The organism is Streptomyces piniterrae, from assembly GCF_005048155.1.
GTDB classification, from domain to species: Bacteria; Actinomycetota; Actinomycetes; order Streptomycetales; family Streptomycetaceae; genus Streptomyces; species Streptomyces piniterrae.
The window spans coordinates 1-16,483 of sequence record NZ_SUMB01000012.1 but is presented as its reverse complement, the minus strand read 5'-3'; the positions used below and the strand labels follow the sequence as shown (position 1 = coordinate 16,483).

Genomic DNA, 16,483 nt, shown 5'->3' with positions numbered 1-16,483 from the left:
TGCCGCTCGTCGCACTGCTCGTCGTACGGTTCGGCGGGCCGTCCGGGGTCGGCTAGGGGGGCGTCGGTGCTCACACGTCCTCCAGGGGGGCGACTTCGTCGGGTTGGAAGTACAGGAACCGGCCCTGTTCGCGCCGGATGTCGGCGCCCGGATCGCCCTCCACGGTCACCGCGAGGTGCACCCCGCCGTCCACGTCGTGCAGTACGGCCTCGACCTGGGCGCTGCGCCCCTGGAGGAAGAGGTCCTGGGCGTCCGTACGGCGCCGGCCCGGCCGCAGCAGGACCCGGCTGCCGGCGCCCACCGTCCGGCCGTCCACCGTGACGCGGTCGTGCACGGGATCCACGCTGCGGTCGCTTTCGGGGTCCCACCAGGGTGTTTCCGGGCGGAAGCCGGGCACTTCGGGGGCGTCCGCACCGGCCGGCGCGGTCGGCCCGGTGACCTCGCGCAGCGCCCGTACCGCGCCGTGCAGCCGCTCCAGCACTTCGGGCGGCATCGAGTCGGCGAGGTCGATGACCTCGGCGGCCCGCGGGTCGGTGCCGCGGGCCTCGCGCTTCTCCTGGTCGGTGAGGGCCGCGGTGCGCAGGGCGAGGATCTCGTCGATCTCCAGGGCGTCGTAGAGCGCGCCGGGGCTCTCGGGGGCGATGGCCGGGTGGTCCTCCAGGATGATCGGGGAGGACAGCAGGACATCGGCGCGGCCCGACTCGCCGGCGAGGACCGGCCAGGCGTGCTCGTTGCGGCAGCCCGCGACGGCGCCCCTGGCCCACTCGGGCGGGTCGGTCATGGACAGGAACGCGCCGGTGTCGAGCCCGAGGAGGAGGTGCGCGGCGACCAGGGCACGGGGCAGCGCGGCGTCCCGGTCGGCGGTGGCGTCCGGTGTCCAGGTGCTGGTGTTCTCGACGGTGGCGGTCAGCCGCATCGCCGCGTAGGGGCCGTCGAGTTCGCTCGCGGTCAGCCGTACCAGGCCGTTGATCTCCTCGCGGCGGCGCACCAGCCGGCCGACGGGCCGGCCGTCCGTGTCGTGCACCGGCTCGGTCTCCTCCCGCGCGGGCCGGGAGAACGGGACGGTGACCCCGTCGCCGCACAGCTCCGCCACCTCGGCGACGAACGTGACCCGCTCCTCGGTCCCCTCGTCCCACGGGACGAGCACCCGGTCGGGCAGTTCGAGCTCCTCGACGTTCTCGAACCCGCCGTCGGGACCGAGGCGTTGGACGGTGCGCCGCTGGGCGTGCAGAAACCGCAGCTCGACGGAGAGCCGGGCGCCCGATCTGGGCTCCATGAGGCATTCGGTGCGCTGGAAGGAGTGCTCCGCGCTCTCCGCGCCCCAGCGGGGCGGTACCAGCACTCCGAACTGCCAGCGCAGTCGGTTCTTGGCCGCGGACGCCCGGTACGGGTAGAGCACATAGCCCTCGAACAGCACGGCGTCCGCCACCTGCCGGGCGGTGGCGAACCGCGCTGCCATCTCGTCGGGCAGGACGGAGGTGGTCATGGCGCGGTCCTCTCGCCGACGGCCATGGGAGTGCGTTCCGAGGCGGCCAGCAGTTCCTCCACGGTGGCTTCCCAGGACGGCAGCGCGCGCCGGGAGCGGAAGGCCAGCAGCGCGTCGAGGGTCTCGCGCGGCAGCCGGACCCAGCCGCAGCCCGGGAAGTGCGTTTCGGTCATCTCCCGCCAGACGGCCACCGGCATGCGGAAGGGCGCCTCCTTGTCCCAGGGCACCGGTGCGACGCGGAAGCCGCCGGGGCCCGCGAACACGGTGCCGGAGAACAGCAGGAGCAGCGGTACCTCGCCGTCGCGCAGCGCGTGGAAGTAGCGGCTTGCGGCGACTTCCATGTCGTAGGTGCAGGGGACGGGGAGGTCCACCTCCGTCTCGCCGGTGAATCCGGGGACGACGAGCGAGACCTCGGCGAACTGGAGGGGATGGAGGGTGCTGCCCCAGCGGGAGCGTTCACCGAAGAGGTCGGTGAGGGCCGCGGCCTCCTCGGGCGCATAGCCGCGGCGGGCCGGTTCGATGCGGAGCTGGCAGCGCAGCGCGAGGGCGTGCACCCGGGCGGCGTCGGCGGCCGTGATGCGCAGCCGGAAGACGAGGGTGGGCCCGGCGGCGTAGCGGTCGGCGCGTACACCGGTGCAGGTGAAGGAGAGTTCGGTCATGGCCGGTCGTCCTCCTTCGGCGCGCGGGCCCGCCGGTCGATCCCGGCGAAGAAGTCGGCGAGCGCGGCGCGGGCCTCGGCGCCGCCGTCGAACCCCTGCCACAACTGGCGCATCCGGCCGACCAGTTCGTAGCAGAGGTCGACGGGCACCAGGTAGCAGTCGATACGGCCCTCGGAACGGCGCAGCAGCAGCGCTTCCACGTCGGGTTCGAGGAGGCCGGCGAGGCGGCTGGCGCCGAGGACGGACTGCCAGGCCGCCGGGTCGAGTTCGCTCTCGGTGGCGCCGGCCGGGCTGGGGTAGAGCGCGACCAGGCGGTCCTGGGCGGTGTCGCGGAGGAAGAAGGCGACGCCGACGGGGATCTGGAGGAGGTCCCAGGCCGCGTCGTCGAGGGTGTGGCGGGGGTCGGTGAGACAGCGGTCGGGGACGGTGCGGTACTGCCCGGCGCCGGGCTGGTCGAAGAGCAGCGCGCAGGGGGTGCAGGCGCAGGTCAGTGTGCGTTGGGCGGTGTCGACGAGGTGGCGGTGGTTGCGTTCGGTGAGTACCGCGCCGCAGAGTTCGCAGCGCTCGGGGGCCGGTGGCCGTGGTGTGCGGAATCGGCGCAGGCCGCGCGGGGCGGCATGGGGGTCCTCCCTGGTCGAGCTGAGTCGAGAGCTTGGGGGAGGTCCGGTGCGCGCGGGCGCCGTCTGACGGCCCGTCACGGGTGGCCGGCGGCGGTCGGCGGGCGGCTGGAGATCTGCAGCAGCGCCGGTTCGGACTTCGCTCCCCCGGACTCCATCCGCACCGAGGTGACCTCGGGCGCGAAGCAGGACAGGGCGGCCTCGACGGCCTGTTGGGCGGCCTGCGCCGTGCTCGGACAGCCGCAGCCGCCCGATCCGGAGGGTCGCAGTTGGAGCACTCCGGACTTCTCGTCGAACCCCGTCATCTCCACGGGGTGCTGACGCCGGATGCTCTCCAGGGCGCGGGCGACGCGGGCCGTGGTGTTCTCGGGATGCAGATCGTGCAGGAGCAGCAGGCTCGCCACCAGCTCGTCGCCGAGGAGCGCCGCGCGCGGGCCGTCGTCGCCCGCGTGGGCCGTACCGCGGTCGAGGAGGCGCATGATCCGGCCGAGGCCCGCACCGTAGAAGTCCATCAGGGCGCGGACGAGTTCCTCGGCGGCCAGGGCGGATTCGGTGTCGCCGCGCCCGCCGAGCCGGTCCAGGACGTCCTCGACACGCCGGCCGGTGGCCTCGGCGTTCGGCGCGGCGGTGTCCACCGGGGCGCTCATCCGCCCAGTCCGCTCAGTCCGGTGGGCACATGCATCTTCTGTACGGATTTGCCGCCGACGTACATGTGGACGCCGCAGGGCAGGCAGGGGTCGAAGCTGCGGACGGTGCGCATGATGTCGATGCCCTTGAAGTTGTCCGGGGTGTTCTCCTCGAAGATCGGGGTGTTCTGGACCGCGTCCTCGTACGGGCCCGGCGTGCCGTAGGAGTCGCGGGTGGAGGCGTTCCACGGCGTCGGCGGGTACGGATGGTAGTTGGCGATCTTCCCGTCCCTGATGACCATGTGGTGCGAGAGGACGCCGCGTACCGCCTCGGTGAAACCGCAGCCGATGGACTCGTCCGGGACCTCGAACTTCTCCCAGGTCTGGGTGCGTCCCGCGCGGACCTCTTCGAGTCCCTGCTCGGCGAAATGCAGCGCCATGGCGGCCGCGTACGCCTGGAAGTAGGTGCGGGCGCGGTTGCGCTCCAGCGCGTTGCTCCACTTCGGGATCTGCCATTCGAAGCGGGTCTCGGGCTTGGTCATGCTGCGCGGCAGGTCGATGACGACGCTCCGGCCGGTGGCCTTGACGTAGGGCGTGTCGACGAGTCCCGACAGGGCGGTGGACCACAGGCGGGCGATCGGGCCGCCGCCGGTGTCCAGGGCCAGGTGCTCCTTGCCGTCGAACCAGCGCGGGGACATCACCCAGCTGTACTTGTCGTTGAAGTCCCGCTTCTGCGGGGCGGGGATGGTGTGCTGGTTCCAGGGGTGGCGCGGGTCGACGGGGTTGCCGAGCGGGTCGTGGCTGACGAACTGCTCCTGGCCCTCCCAGTCGTCGTAGTAGGAGCTGCCGAGCAGGATCCGGATGCCGAGGTTGATCTGGGTGAGGTCGTTGGTGAGCAGTTCGCCGTCGACGACGATGCCGGGGGTGACGAACATCTTCCGCCCCCAGTCCGTCATGTTGCGATAGGTGAAGTCGCAGTGGTCCGGGTCGTTGAGCGCACCCCAGCAGCCGAGCAGGACACGCCGGCGGCCGACCTCCTCGTAGCCGGGCAGCGCCTCGTAGAAGAAGTCGAAGAGGTCGTCGTGGAGCGGGACGACGCGCTTCATGAACTCGACGTAGCGCATCAGCCGGGTGAGGTAGTCGGTGAACAGCTGGACGCTGGCGACGGTGCCGACGCCGCCCGGGTAGAGGGTGGAGGGGTGCACATGGCGGCCCTCCATGAGACAGAACATCTCCCGCGTGTAGCGGCTGACCTGGAGCGCCTCGCGGTAGAACTCGCCCTCGATGGGGTTGAGGGCGGTCATGATGTCGGCGATGGTGCGGTAGCCGTGGTCGCCGGCGTGCGGCGCTTCGGTGCGCTGCGCCTGTTCCCAGACACCGGGGTTGGTCTCGCGGACCATCTTCTCGCAGTAGTCGACCCCGACCAGGTTCTCCTGGAAGATGTTGTGGTCGAACATGTACTCGGCGGACTCGCCGAGGTTGATGATCCACTCCCCCAGGTGCGGGGGCTTCACGCCGTACGCCATGTTCTGCGCGTACACCGAGCAGGTGGCGTGGTTGTCGCCGCAGATGCCGCAGATGCGGCTGGTGATGAAGTGTGCGTCGCGCGGGTCCTTGCCACGCATGAAGACGCTGTAGCCGCGGAAGACCGAGGAGGTGCTGTAGCACTCCGCGACCCGCTTCTGCTTGAAGTCGATCTTTGTGTGGATGCCGAGGCTGCCCACGATCCGGGTGATCGGATCCCAGGACATCTCCGTCAGACCGCTGCCGTCACCGGCCGCCTTCGTCTTCGGTGCCATCGTGTGTGCCGTTGCCCTTCATTGCGCGCGTGGGGGGTGGGGTGGGTCACCAGGGGGACGGATAACCGGACGTCAGCTGCTCGCCGCGGTGGCGCCATTTGGGCTCGTGGTCCACGGTCCTCGCCGTGATCCCCCGCAGCCGGCGGATGACCTTGCCGTAGGTGGCGCTGGCGGTGACGGAGACCTTCGCGCCGGGCGGCTCGTCCATGAACGGCATGAACTTGTCGGGGAAGCCGGGCATGGTGCAGGCGATACAGATACCGCCGACGTTCGGACAGCCGCCGATGCCGTTCATCCAGCCCCGCTTGGGCACATTGCATTTGACCACGGGACCCCAGCATCCGAGCTTCACCGAGCAGGTGGGCGCGTCGTAGGTGGTCGCGAACTGGCCCTGTTCGTAGAAGCCGGCCCGGTCGCAGCCCTCGTGCACGGTGCTCCCGAACAGCCAGGTCGGCCGCAGCTGGTCATCGAGCGGGATCATCGGAGCCGCGCCCACCGCTTGGTAGAGCAGATAGGTGAGGGTCTCCGCGAAGTTGTCAGGCTTGATCGGGCAGCCGGGCACACACACGATGGGGATGTCGGCCTTGGACGTCCAGTCCCAGCCCAGATAGTCGGGCACGCCCATCGCACCGGTCGGATTGCCGGCCATCGCGTGGATGCCGCCGTACGTGGCACAGGTGCCGATCGCGACGACGGCGAGCGCCTTGTCGGCGAGGCGGTCGATCCACTCGCTGGTGGTGATCGGCTGTCCGGTCTCGGGATCGTCCCCGAAACCGCACCAGTAGCCTTCCGGTTTGATCGCCTCGTTGGGGATGGACCCCTCGATGACCAGCACGAACGGGTCGAGCTCGCCGCGTTCGCCTTTGAAGAACCACTCGATGAACGTGTCCGCGCCCTGTACCGGTCCGCTGTCGAAGTCGATCAGCGGCCAGTGGATGGCGACCTTGGGCAGCCCCGGCAGCGCGCTGGTCGCGATCTCCTCGATGCTCGGCTGACTCGCGGCGGTGAGCGAGACAGAGTCGCCGTCGCAGCTCAGGCCCGCATTGATCCAGAGGACATGGATCGGGGACTCGTCCCCGGCTGACGGCGCGTCGGCGGCACCCCGGCTGCCGGTCTCGGTCGTCGGTGCTGCACCCATAGGGAGGTCTCCTCGGGGAGGTATGTAACGAAGGCACACATCACGGCTTTCGTTTCCCCTTGGTAGCACCCTTACGAACGGCCGACGCCGTCAGCGAGGGCCGAACCGGTGACGAACTGTGGCAGCGGGGTCAGGGCACCACCGCGGTGCGCCCGCCCCGAACCCCCGCCGCCGGCCCCGCATACGTCAGCCCAGCGAGCCGGCCTCCACCGTCGTCACCGTGAACCGGCCGCCGCACACCCGAAGTCCCCGGCTGCCGGTGGTCATCGCGTCCTTCGAACCGGGCGGGTAGACGTAGACGAGCTGGGACGCGGTCCAGCACGGGGTGTCGGAGACGCCGTCATTGACCGTGTGCAGTACGGCGTGCGCGCTCTGGCCGGGCTTCAGACGGATGGCGCCGCCGGCCGCGCCCTCGCGGGTGGCGGGCTTCCCGATGGTCGAGCCGTCACGCTGGATCAGCGACACGCCGGGGAAGCCGCGCAGCGAACAGGCCGTCTTGCCCTTGTTGGTGAACACCAGCGGGTAGCGGATGTTGCCGGCACCGATGTCCTCCGGGCCCAGACGCAGCGACATATTGGCGGCCGTACAGCGGTCCGACGCCGTCATCGGTGACGTGTTGGCCTCGGCGGAACTCGGCCGACTGGGGCTGGCCTTGCCGCCGTTGGGCCTCGCCCCGCCCGTGGACGGCTGCCCGGCGCCTTCGGAGGCGGGCCCCCCGCCGCCGCTTGGGTGGGTCTTGCTCTCGGGCGACTTCGGGCCGTGGCTGCCGCCTTCCCCTGACGTGGCGGAGGCGTTGGCCGACGAGGGGCCGGAGGCACTGCCCGGTCCGTCCTGGCAGGCGGTGAGCGTGAGCGCCGCGACGGCGATCAGCGATCCGGCGGCGACACGCCCCCAGCTAACGCTGGGAGGTGCCCCCTGACCGCGCTGTCCAAGGGTCTTGATGGTGAGCGACATGAGTCTCCCCCTCGTCTGGTGGGTGGTGCGTACTCCTTCCGTGGGTACGCACGGTCCGTCCGTTTGCTCTTCCAGCGTGACCCAGGGCACTGCTGGTCCGCTAACGGGGCGCTAACGCACTACTAACGAGCCGCGGCACCGGGCCTGAGGGTGGCCTCGGCCGTCTGCGGGCCGCCTTCCTGACCAGCCGGTACTCCGGGCGCGCCGTCAGAATCGCAGAATTTCCGGTGTTCCGGACGCACCACGACGGGGTTCGGCCGTCCGGCCCATCCGCCCCAGTAGCCCCAACAGCCTCAGCGGCTGCCGTCCCCGCCCCTGGTGGGCGCCGATGTCCGGCCGTCGGGAACGTCGGTGCGGATGGTGTTGTTGTGCACCACAGTGCTGTTGTGAACCAAGGTGTTGGTGGCGGCCCCACACACGGCCGAGATCACGCCATACGGCGCGGACTTGTTCCGGTCATCGACGGCGCTCCGGCGTGTCGCACCGACCCGCCACGATCGCTACGACACACCGCGATCGGCACGACATCCCCGCGGTCAGATGCGACACGCCTGCGGTCAACGCTGTCCTCGCTCGAAGTACGCCCGCAGGTCGTCGTCGAGCGGCGGTACGTCGAAGGGGCGGCCGCCGGAGCGCAGCGAGCGGGTGGCCGCCTCGCCCGCCGCCACACTCATCCGGGCCGAGACCGGGGAGGTGTCCGTGGCGCCGCCCTCGCGTACGAACCGGACGAACTCCTCGACGATCCGTGTGTCGCTGCCGCCGTGCGAACCGGCCGCGCCCGGCACCCGGTGGTTCGCGTCGCCGTCCGGCCGGTATCCGGAGGGGCCGGTGTTCCACACCCGGACGGTGTCGCCGGGGCCGTCACCGAAGTTCTCCAGCCGCCCTTCGGTGCCGATCACCGTGTAGTTGCGCCAGTAGTCGGGCGTGAAGTGGCACTGCTGGTAGGCGGCGATCACCCCGTTGTCGAGCTGCATGTTCATCACGGAGGCGTCCTCGACGTCCACCACGTCGTGCAGCTCGCGGCGGGCGGTGGGCGGCCACTCGAACTCGCGCAACCAGCCGTCCGGGCGCGGGGTGCCCGGGGCGCGGCGCGGCAGGTCACCGTAGACGAGAAGGTCGCCGAGGGCGTTGACACGCCGGGTGTGGCCGCCGGCCAGCAGATGGATCACGTCGATGTCGTGTGCGGCCTTCTGCAGCAGGAGACCGGTGGTGCGGCGGCGGTCCGCGTGCCAGTCCTTGAAGTAGTAGTCGCCGCCGTACGACACGAAGTGACGGGCCCACACCATCCTCGGCTCGCCGATGTCGCCACGCGCGATGAGCCGGTGCATCAGCCGGACCACGCCCATGTGCCGCATGTTGTGGCCGACGTACAGGCGGGTGCCGGTCTTGTGCGCGGTACGCAGGATGGTGTCGCAGCTCTCGGCGGTGATGCCGAGCGGCTTTTCGACGTAGACGGGCTTGCCCGCCCGCAGGGCGTCGCAGGCGATCGCCTCGTGCGTGTCGTCCGGCGTGGCGACGAGGACCGCGTCGATCGTGTCGTCCTCCAGCAGGCGCTGGTAGGTGCCGGTGGCGAGCCGCGCGCCGAACCGTTCGGCTTCCCGGTGGCGGACTTCGGGATCGAGGTCGGCGACGGCCACGACGGCGGAGCCGCGGCCGGGCCGGTGGGCGGCGGTGGCCAGGTTGCGGCGCAGCCCGAGCCCGATGACGCCGATGTTGAGATCGTCTTCCACGGTGTCTCCTGCCGTCATGGCCGATGGCGGGCACATCCTTGAGCACACGGGGGCGGCCGGCAAGGCTTGTGGGAACAAGTGCAAGCGCTCTCCACGAAAGTGCAACGGGTGAGGGCGCGGCCACCACCCCGATTACCGCCGCTCCCCCGCATTCGACAGGATGGGCGGCATGACCGAGATCCACACTCCCCGTCTCCTCCTCCGCCGCTGGCACGACGACGACCTCGCCCCCATGGCGGACATCAACGCGGACCCACTGGTGATGCGCTGGGTCGGCGATGGCTCCGTGCTCGACCTGGACCAGACCGCGGAGGCCATCGAGGGGTGGGAGGAGGAGTGGGACGACGAGGGCTTCGGCCGCTTCGCCGTCGAACTCCTCGCCTCGGGCGAACTGGCCGGGTTCGTGGGCCTCTCCGTACCCGCCGACTTGCCGGAGGCCCAGCACGAGGTGGAGATCAGCTGGCGGCTCGGCCGCCAGTACTGGGGCCAGGGCTACGCCTCCGAAGCCGCGCAGGCGGTGCTGGAGTTCGCGTTGCAGGACCGCGGCCTCGACCGGGTCATCGCCATCAACCGGCTGGGCAACGAGGCGTCGGAGAACGTGCTGCGCAAGCTCGGTATGGACGTCGAGCGGGAGACGACCCACCCGGAGCACGGCTATGCGCTGACGGTGCACAGCATCGACCTGACGGAGTATCAGGGCTGAGGAATTGTCAGGGGTGAGCAGTTGCCACGGGTGACGGAGCATCAGGGGTGGGGGGAGCCGGCTCCCTTCGCCCCCGGCCGGCTCCCGTCCCTCCCCTCTGAGCCGCCCGCTACGGTGAGACCGCCAGGGCGCGCCGGTGGTCGTGCACCTCGCGGTCGACGTCCTCCTCCAGGAGATCGCCGTTGAGGGCGATCGCGGCGGCCGAGCCCTGCCCCGCCGCAGTGATCACCTGGGCGCGCGGGTCCGCGACATTGCCCGCCGCCCAGACGCCGGGCACGCTGGTGCGACCGCTCGCATCGGTGACCACGAAACCGGCCGCGTCCTTCTCGCAGCCGAGACCGGTCAGCAGCGCGTCGTTGGGGATGAATCGCGGCGGTACGAAGACCGCGGCACGCGGGACCACGCGGCCGTCCGCCATGCCGACACCGGCCAGCCGGTCGTCGTCCCCGACCACCAGCCCGCCGACCTGCCCCTCGACGACCCGTATGCCGCGGGCCGCCAACTGCTCGCGGGCGTCCGCCGAGACATCCGCGCCATGCGCGAAGTACACGACGTCGTGGGACCACTGCCGCAGCAGCAGCGCCTGATGAAGGGCGAGCGGCTGGTCGGCGATGACGCCGATCGGCTGGTCGGCGACCTCGTAGCCATGGCAGTACGGGCAGTGCAGGACGTCCCTGCCCCAGCGCTCGCGTACGCCGGGGATGGCGGGCAGCTCATCGCGCAACCCGGTGGCCATCACGATGCGGCGCGCCCGGAGGGCACGGCCACCGGCGAGCCGGACGACAAAGCCGCGCACAGTGCCGGCGAGGCGCTCGATGCGCTCGACGCTTTCGACCCGGCCGTCGATGAGGTCGCCGCCGTATCGCTCGATCTCGGCGCGACCCGCGGCCCGGAGGTCGGCGGGCGGCATCCCGTCCCGGGAGAGAAAGCCGTGCATATGAACCGCGGGAGCGTTGCGCGGCTCACCGCTGTCCAACAGCGCGACCCTCCGTCGCGCGCGGGCCAGCACCAGGGCGGCGTTGAGCCCGGCCGCGCCGCCTCCGACGATCACCACGTCGAGGTTGTCACTGCCGGCGTTGCTCCCGCTGACGCGGTTACCACTGAAGTCGTCGCTGCCGACGTTGTTGCTGCTGACGTTGTTGCTGTGCTGGGTCATGGTGGGCACCTCCGAGGCAGAGACTGCGCTCAGAGGCTCCTCGACGGCACCGAAACAGCGAAATCCTCTCGCTGCCGGATGTCAGCCCGTGGGACCGGACGGGTGGGGCAGGTCCAGGTCGAGGACCTCGGTGACAGCCTCTGCGACGGATATCGGGGCTGCGTGGGGCGGTCGATGAGGCTCACGGCGGCATCGCCGAGCCGCCGGCCATAGGCGCCTCGTATGGTGCCGCGGACCGTGGCGGCCGTTCCAGACGCACGCTCTGCCGTCCCCGGGCGTCGCCGGGCAGCTCACGGACCGAGCCTGCGGCCGATGGCCGGAGGCACTCAGGACCAGGGTGTAACTCCCAGGCGGAAAGGGCGAAGCCGCATGCGGGGCGTGGTCCGGTGCCGCGCCGGTGAGGAATTCCGAGCCGACGGAGGTGGCGACGAGCGCATAGCGGCCGTCGTCGTCTGCCAGCGTGACTCCGGCCTGGCGGCGCTGACGGCCTGTCAGGGTGACGTTCGCACGGGGCACCGGCGCGCCCACCGAGTCCAGGACGCGCCCCCGGACCCCTGCCGGCGTGTCGCCCCCGTTCCGCATACCGCTTCAAGGCACCCCGCCCGCACGACAAGAGGCGCGTCGCACCCACGACGCCTCCGACTTGCACTCCGTCCCGGTCCGCGACCGACCGCCGCTGTCCGCGGCTGGCCGAGACCCGACCAAGAGACCGACCGTACGGTATGGTTTTTGCGCTCCTAGCCCACCCTCAGCTCTCGCGAGCGGCTCACGCCACCTCTTCCCCGGCCAGGGCCCTCGCCTGGATTTCGGCGTCGAGTTTCGCACCTCGCTCCGGGTCCAGGTCGAGTCTGGCAAGGAGGGCGGGCACCGCGATGCTGGGCAGGATGTGCTGGAAGAAGACGGCCAGCCGGTCGCAGAGGTCGGCGTGGTTGGTAAGAACCTTCGACATTATCTGCAGTCCGGCGAAAGCACCGCAGACCATCTCGGCGGTCTCCCGCACATCAACACTGTCCAGGACTTCGCCGCGCTCCCTCGCCTCGGTCAGCAAACCCTCGACAAACGCGCTCCACGACGTCATCGACTGGTTGCGGTCAACGCGGTCGGAGCCCTGCTCAACCGAGAGGCGCGCCGCACCACGCTGGAGCGGATCAGTGCGCAGCCGGAACGACAGGATCTGTCCGGCGTCCACGAGCTCCTGCAGTTTGATCTTCTGCGGGTCCACCGCGATATCGATCACCTGCTGCTCGAGCACGGCGAGGGCGAGCTGCTCCTTGGAAGCAAAGTGGAAGTACAAGGCGCCCTTGGTTACGCCGGCGCGTTCCAGGACTCCGGCGATCGTCGCGCGATCGTAGCCGAGCTCGTCGAACACCGACGCGGCCGCCTCCAAGATCACTCGCCGGGTCCTGATCGCGCGGTCCTGTTGCGCCACAGAGCGCCTCCTGCCTTTCCGAATCTTCAACTTCAGCAACAGCTGGTCACAGTTCAGCTCTCCTGAAGATCAGCCACTTACCCTCTTCGCCACCCCGGCATTGAAAATAAAACCGGATGGTACGTATCTTAACAGCGTTCAGCCTCATCCTAGATATGCCTGGGGGCAGCCATGAGCGACACCATGCACGCCGGCGGAACGGTTCGTCACAGCGCCACGGGCCCGCACCAGCCGGTGCCGAGCCAGCACGTCCCGTTCCGAACTGGCCAAAGCGCCGGCGTACCCCGGGAGTTCGCACATCGCCGTGCTATGGAAGACGTCTTGATCATGTCGTGGAGTCGGCTGGATGACGACCATTTCTCGCTGGCCGCCCAGTGGCCCTACGACCACCAGTACTTCACCCCGAGTCATGGCCGCCATCACCCCCTGCTCGCCGGCGAGACCATCCGCCAGGCCGGGCTGCTCCTCTCGCACGCCGAGCTGGGCGTGCCACTCGGCCACCACTTCATCCTCGCGGACCTGGTCTACACAACAGACCCTGAGCGGCTGACCGTTGGGACCGGCCCCGCGGCGCTGACCATCGACGTCAGGTGCAGCAACACGCGGATGCGGGCCGGCGCGATGACCAGCAGCCGCTTCGACATGACCATCCGCAGGGACGGACGGATCGTCGCGACCGGCAACTCCAGCGTCACCGTCACCGCACCCGCCGTCTACCGCCGGATCCGCGGCGAGCGGCTGTCGGCCCGCCATGTCGATCGGCCTCTGCCGGCTCCCGTCTCGCCCCGGCTGACCGGCAGCACCCACCCCGACGAGGTGCTGCTCACCCCCACCGACCAGCCCGATCGGTGGCTGCTGCGCCTGGCGACCGGCCATGCGTCGGTCGTGAACCCGGCGAACGATCACATCCCGGGAATGGCGCTGCTCGACGCGGCACATCAGGCCGCCCGCGTCATCACCGCGCCCGACAACTTCGTTCCCTACGCCTTCCGTACCGAATTCCAGCGCTACGCCGAGCACGACATCCCGTGCGTCATAGAAGCGCGCCGCGTTCCATCGGCGATTCCCCACACCACCACGGTCAAGGTCACCGGCCTCCAGGGGGGAGAGCCGGTCTTCGCGTCCACCCTCACGGCGCTGGACGAGCGCCCATGAGGCGAATCGCGCGGCCCCTAAAGGCGCAGAGGCGCGGCACGCACGACACCTCGTGCGGGTAATGGAGTCCTGGTTCGTCGTGTTGAGGTGAGTTGAGGGGGCTCAGGGGCTCTGGTCGGGAGCATTCCAGAAGTGGTGGACGGCGCACGAGCGCCAGGGGCGCCAGGCGTCCGCATGCGCCGTCGAGGATCCGGCGCGGCGCATTCCCGCGAGGACGGCCACTCGCCCGTCAGCAGGACGTCGGGGTCGACGCCGGGGTCGCTGAGGGCCCGCGTCCGGATGTAGCCGGCCGTCCACGGGCCGCTGCCGCGCAGTCCGAGAAGCGTGCGTTCCGCCTGGTCACGGTCGGTTCCGGAAGCCAGGGCGACGGTGCCGTCGGCGAGCGCGGCGCTGAGCGTGCGCAACGGTCGCGCGACGCGATCCGGGCATGCCGTGTCTGGTGAGCGACGTCTGGGCCAGATCCTCGACGCACGGAAAGAGATGGGTGAGCGCGCCGGGCCGGCCTGGGCACGGCTCCCCGTAGGCGGCGATCAGCAGGCTGCCGAGCTTGCGGCCGGCGGCCGGCGATAATTGCTGGCCGAGTACGGCGCGGACGGCGACGAGGGGCGTACCGACAGCTTCCGGGCGCGGAGCGATCCGTACGGCCACTCAGGCGGACGGCATCGGCCAGTCGTCCATGTTGCCGCCGCGCCATTCGACGAGCTGGGGGTCGTCGAGCCTGATGTCCTCGGCCGGCCCGGCGACTCCCGCGCGGCGCAGGAACTCGGCGACATCGCCACGGCCGTGGGCGAGGCCGACGATCTGCCCGCGCACGGTCACCCGGCGCCCGCCGGACGGCGTCGGCGGATGCACGATGACGGGCGGGTGCTCGCTCATGGATCCAGCGTGCGCCGGGCGCCGCGGCCGCGCACCTCGGCAGCCCGATCTCACCCGACCGGGCGCCGCGCGGGGCCCTGCCGCCCGCCCCTCGGCTTGGTCCGCCCGGCCCTCGCCCTGGGTCGGCGGCCCGCGACGTCAGCGGGGGTCGCCGAACCAGGTGCGCAGGGAGTCCGCGAGGTCGTCGCCGTCCGGGGTCCAGGCAACGTAGCCGTCGGGCCGCACCAGCAGGGCGTCGTACGGCAGGGACGGCTGCGGCTCGGCGCGTACCGTGCGCACCACGTGCGACCAGCCGTCGGCCGCCGCCGCGGTCGCCTCGTGTCCGGCGCCGAGGAGCAGCAGGGTGGGGCGGCCGTCCCGCAGCAGCCCGACCACGTCCGTCGGCCCTTCGTCGTCCGTGGTCAGCGGTACGTTGTCGAGGAACCGGCCCTCCCAGGCCGACGCCCGGCCCGAGCGGGACGGGTGGACGGTGTCCTGAGCACTGATGAGGCCGCCGACCAGGTGGCTGCCCTGTTCCAGGGTGATCAGCTCGCCGACGAGTTCGCGCAGCGGGTCGAGGTCCGACTCGGGCCGCATCAGGACGAGTTGGGCGCGGGTGTTGTCGACGACCCGCTGCGCGGCGGGCCTGCGCTCGTCCTCGTACGTGTCGAGCAGACCGGCCCCCGCCGTGCCGCGCAGCGCGTGGGCCAGCTTCCAGGCGAGGTTGAGGACGTCGAGCAGTCCGGTGCTCAGGCCCTGGCCGCCGATGGGGAAGTGGACGTGCGCGGCGTCGCCCGCGAGGAAGACGCGCCCCTGCCGGTAGCGGTGCACGAGCCGGGTGAAGTCGCTGAACCGGCTGAGGCTTTGCGCGTCAGCGAGCGGAATGTCCCTGCCGGCGATCCACGAGAGCTCGTCCTGCAGCTCCTGCCGGGTCAGCGGGGAGTGCCGGTCGGGATGGGCGCCGGCGTAGTTGAGGGTACGGACGAGGTGGTGGCCGTCCCGCTGCTCGCGGCCGACGATCCAGCCGCGGGGCGTGCGCTGCCAGCCCTGGGGAACGGAGCCCGGCTCGGTGGGGCGCACGACGCCCATCATCGCGGAGACGGTCGGCGGGTGTATGTCGGCGGAGAAGCCGAGCCGTTCGCGGACGGTGCTGCGGGCCCCGTCCGCGCCGACGAGGTATTCGGCCCGGAAGCGCCGGACCCCGTCGGGCCCTTCGGCCACGGCCTCGGCATACCCCTCGGTCTGGTCCACCTCCGTGACCTCGTATTCCCGCAGTACGCGGGCGCCTCTTTTCCTGGCCTGCGTCTCGAATTCGCTTTCCAGATCGGCCTGGGAACGCTTGAGAAGGGGTGTGGGTTCGGCAGCCGGGGTGGTGATGGTGAGCACGGGAAAGCCACCGAAGTGAAAGGGGGTGGCCACGGTCCCGGTCCCGGACGAAAGGGGTGGGTGGTCCAAGTACCCGCGCCTGACCAGGGACTGCACGGTGCGCGCGTGCAGTGTCCCGGCCTTCGGATGCCGGTCGGTCGTGCCCTTGGTTTCGAGTACGACGGTGTCGACGCCGTACCCGGCCAATTCCGCTGCCATCAGCATGCCGACCGGGCCGCCCCCGGCGATGACCACCTGCGCTTCTTCGCGCATTGAGTCCCCCTCAAATGCCATGTGTTCCAGCGCTATTCGCTTGACGTGCCGTATCAACTTGCCATATCGGCTTGCTGATTCAAACTGCCGGCGTTCGCCTCCGGGCGCGTACGGCGCGTAGCCCGCACGCAGCCGTCCGAGCGCTTTGTGGGCAGAGGAAAGCCCCGGCCAGACGGGGGGAACTGGCCGGGGCGGCTTGCGGGGAGCGCCTTCATCGGCGCTCACACCATTGAACGGTAAACATTGGATGGACGTTCCATGAAGAGATCGTGACGATCGTCACAGTGTTCTCTCCTGTCACAGTGTTCTCGGCTGCTCGTCGTCAGCGCGAACAAGCCGGCGCCGCGACTGCAGTGCGGCAGTCGCGGCGCCGGTGATCCGGGTCGGTCGCGGTGCGGGACCGCGGGCCGGCTCAGCTTTCGGTGGTGGTTCCGGAGAGGCGTTCCACGCCGCGCAGGAGGGCGGAGTGGTCGAGGCCGCCGTCGCCTTGTGCGCGCAGGGAGGCGACGAGGCCGGCGACGACGGCGCCGACGGGCAG

The 16,483-nt window shown here is 70.7% G+C and carries 15 protein-coding genes and 1 pseudogene; 2 read left to right on the top strand and 14 right to left on the bottom strand.

Features of this window, described 5'->3' with window-relative positions; translation table 11 throughout:
- Positions 1 to 70: 70 nt before the first annotated feature.
- The 8 genes from FCH28_RS29245 to FCH28_RS29210 all read right to left on the bottom strand — a co-directional run bounded on the left by FCH28_RS29245 (position 71) and on the right by FCH28_RS29210 (position 9,009).
- Positions 71 to 1,486, bottom strand: coding sequence for a hypothetical protein (locus FCH28_RS29245; protein WP_136743199.1), 1,416 nt, complete (start codon positions 1,484 to 1,486; stop codon positions 71 to 73).
- Positions 1,483 to 2,145 (bottom strand): DUF6084 family protein, encoded by a 663-nt coding sequence (locus FCH28_RS29240; RefSeq protein ID WP_136743198.1) that lies wholly within the window; start codon positions 2,143 to 2,145, stop codon positions 1,483 to 1,485. Before FCH28_RS29240 ends, FCH28_RS29245 begins: the two co-directional genes overlap by 4 nt.
- Positions 2,142 to 2,747, bottom strand: a complete 606-nt coding sequence (locus FCH28_RS29235; RefSeq protein ID WP_136743414.1) for a DUF5947 family protein — start codon at positions 2,745 to 2,747, stop codon at positions 2,142 to 2,144. The genes FCH28_RS29240 and FCH28_RS29235 overlap by 4 nt, the downstream gene beginning before the upstream one ends.
- A 92-nt stretch (positions 2,748 to 2,839) precedes the next feature.
- Positions 2,840 to 3,409, bottom strand: a complete 570-nt coding sequence (locus FCH28_RS29230; RefSeq protein WP_136743197.1) for a hypothetical protein — start codon at positions 3,407 to 3,409, stop codon at positions 2,840 to 2,842.
- Positions 3,406 to 5,187, bottom strand: a complete 1,782-nt coding sequence (locus FCH28_RS29225) for a nickel-dependent hydrogenase large subunit (RefSeq protein WP_136743196.1) — start codon at positions 5,185 to 5,187, stop codon at positions 3,406 to 3,408. The genes FCH28_RS29230 and FCH28_RS29225 overlap by 4 nt, the downstream gene beginning before the upstream one ends.
- Before the next feature lie 46 nt (positions 5,188 to 5,233).
- Complete coding sequence (locus FCH28_RS29220; RefSeq protein WP_136743195.1) at positions 5,234 to 6,325, bottom strand: NADH-quinone oxidoreductase subunit B family protein; 1,092 nt, start codon at positions 6,323 to 6,325, stop codon at positions 5,234 to 5,236.
- 186 nt (positions 6,326 to 6,511) lie between these two features.
- A complete protein-coding gene (locus FCH28_RS29215) occupies positions 6,512 to 7,279 on the bottom strand; it encodes a DUF4232 domain-containing protein (protein WP_136743194.1) in 768 nt (255 codons plus the stop codon).
- A 557-nt stretch (positions 7,280 to 7,836) separates the two neighbouring features.
- The gene (locus FCH28_RS29210; protein ID WP_425472020.1) at positions 7,837 to 9,009 is read right to left on the bottom strand and encodes a Gfo/Idh/MocA family protein; all 1,173 of its coding nucleotides are present in this window, start codon (positions 9,007 to 9,009) and stop codon (positions 7,837 to 7,839) included.
- A gap of 169 nt (positions 9,010 to 9,178) precedes the next feature.
- On the opposite strand from FCH28_RS29210, the gene FCH28_RS29205 reads away from it, so the two are divergent.
- Entirely contained in the window at positions 9,179 to 9,712 is a 534-nt protein-coding gene (locus tag FCH28_RS29205; RefSeq protein WP_136743192.1) for a GNAT family N-acetyltransferase, read from the top strand.
- A gap of 109 nt (positions 9,713 to 9,821) precedes the next feature.
- On the opposite strand, the gene FCH28_RS29200 is transcribed toward FCH28_RS29205, so the two are convergent.
- The 3 genes from FCH28_RS29200 to FCH28_RS29190 form a co-directional block, all read right to left on the bottom strand.
- Positions 9,822 to 10,868 (bottom strand): NAD(P)/FAD-dependent oxidoreductase, encoded by a 1,047-nt coding sequence (locus tag FCH28_RS29200; RefSeq protein ID WP_136743191.1) that lies wholly within the window; start codon positions 10,866 to 10,868, stop codon positions 9,822 to 9,824.
- Between the two features lie 81 nt (positions 10,869 to 10,949).
- Positions 10,950 to 11,450 (bottom strand): carboxypeptidase-like regulatory domain-containing protein, encoded by a 501-nt coding sequence (locus tag FCH28_RS39950; RefSeq protein ID WP_136743190.1) that lies wholly within the window; start codon positions 11,448 to 11,450, stop codon positions 10,950 to 10,952.
- 184 nt (positions 11,451 to 11,634) lie between these two features.
- On the bottom strand, positions 11,635 to 12,297 hold the full coding sequence (locus FCH28_RS29190) for a ScbR family autoregulator-binding transcription factor (protein ID WP_136743189.1): 663 nt from the start codon (positions 12,295 to 12,297) through the stop codon (positions 11,635 to 11,637).
- Positions 12,298 to 12,468: 171 nt separating this feature from the next.
- Between FCH28_RS29190 and FCH28_RS29185 the strand changes: the two genes are divergently transcribed.
- Positions 12,469 to 13,452 carry a ScbA/BarX family gamma-butyrolactone biosynthesis protein gene (locus tag FCH28_RS29185; protein WP_136743188.1) on the top strand — a complete coding sequence of 328 codons (984 nt, stop codon included), beginning with the start codon at positions 12,469 to 12,471 and terminating at the stop codon, positions 13,450 to 13,452.
- Between the two features lie 648 nt (positions 13,453 to 14,100).
- Here the strand turns inward: FCH28_RS29185 and FCH28_RS29175 are convergent.
- From FCH28_RS29175 to FCH28_RS29165, 3 genes and pseudogenes are all read right to left on the bottom strand, one after another.
- Positions 14,101 to 14,328 carry a hypothetical protein gene (locus tag FCH28_RS29175; protein WP_136743187.1) on the bottom strand — a complete coding sequence of 76 codons (228 nt, stop codon included), beginning with the start codon at positions 14,326 to 14,328 and terminating at the stop codon, positions 14,101 to 14,103.
- Between the two features lie 138 nt (positions 14,329 to 14,466).
- Positions 14,467 to 15,945: an FAD-dependent monooxygenase gene (locus tag FCH28_RS29170; protein WP_136743186.1), complete on the bottom strand. Its 1,479-nt coding sequence runs from the start codon at positions 15,943 to 15,945 to the stop codon at positions 14,467 to 14,469.
- A 412-nt stretch (positions 15,946 to 16,357) separates the two neighbouring features.
- Positions 16,358 to 16,483: pseudogene (locus tag FCH28_RS29165) on the bottom strand (2-hydroxy-3-oxopropionate reductase); the annotation flags it as partial.

Excerpts from the sequence above, each read along its gene's own strand:
- FCH28_RS29200 (WP_136743191.1), bottom strand. The coding sequence starts at position 10,868 with ATGACCCAGCACAGCAACAACGTCAGCAGCAACAACGTCGGCAGCGAC.
- FCH28_RS29240 (WP_136743198.1), bottom strand. The coding sequence starts at position 2,145 with ATGACCGAACTCTCCTTCACCTGCACCGGTGTACGCGCCGACCGCTAC.
- FCH28_RS29225 (WP_136743196.1), bottom strand. The coding sequence starts at position 5,187 with ATGGCACCGAAGACGAAGGCGGCCGGTGACGGCAGCGGTCTGACGGAG.
- FCH28_RS29220 (WP_136743195.1), bottom strand. The coding sequence starts at position 6,325 with ATGGGTGCAGCACCGACGACCGAGACCGGCAGCCGGGGTGCCGCCGAC.
- FCH28_RS29175 (WP_136743187.1), bottom strand. The coding sequence starts at position 14,328 with ATGAGCGAGCACCCGCCCGTCATCGTGCATCCGCCGACGCCGTCCGGC.
- FCH28_RS39950 (WP_136743190.1), bottom strand. The coding sequence starts at position 11,450 with ATGCGGAACGGGGGCGACACGCCGGCAGGGGTCCGGGGGCGCGTCCTG.
- FCH28_RS29215 (WP_136743194.1), bottom strand. The coding sequence starts at position 7,279 with ATGTCGCTCACCATCAAGACCCTTGGACAGCGCGGTCAGGGGGCACCT.
- FCH28_RS29205 (WP_136743192.1), top strand. The coding sequence starts at position 9,179 with ATGACCGAGATCCACACTCCCCGTCTCCTCCTCCGCCGCTGGCACGAC.
- FCH28_RS29185 (WP_136743188.1), top strand. The coding sequence starts at position 12,469 with ATGAGCGACACCATGCACGCCGGCGGAACGGTTCGTCACAGCGCCACG.
- FCH28_RS29230 (WP_136743197.1), bottom strand. The coding sequence starts at position 3,409 with ATGAGCGCCCCGGTGGACACCGCCGCGCCGAACGCCGAGGCCACCGGC.
- FCH28_RS29170 (WP_136743186.1), bottom strand. The coding sequence starts at position 15,945 with ATGCGCGAAGAAGCGCAGGTGGTCATCGCCGGGGGCGGCCCGGTCGGC.
- FCH28_RS29245 (WP_136743199.1), bottom strand. The coding sequence starts at position 1,486 with ATGACCACCTCCGTCCTGCCCGACGAGATGGCAGCGCGGTTCGCCACC.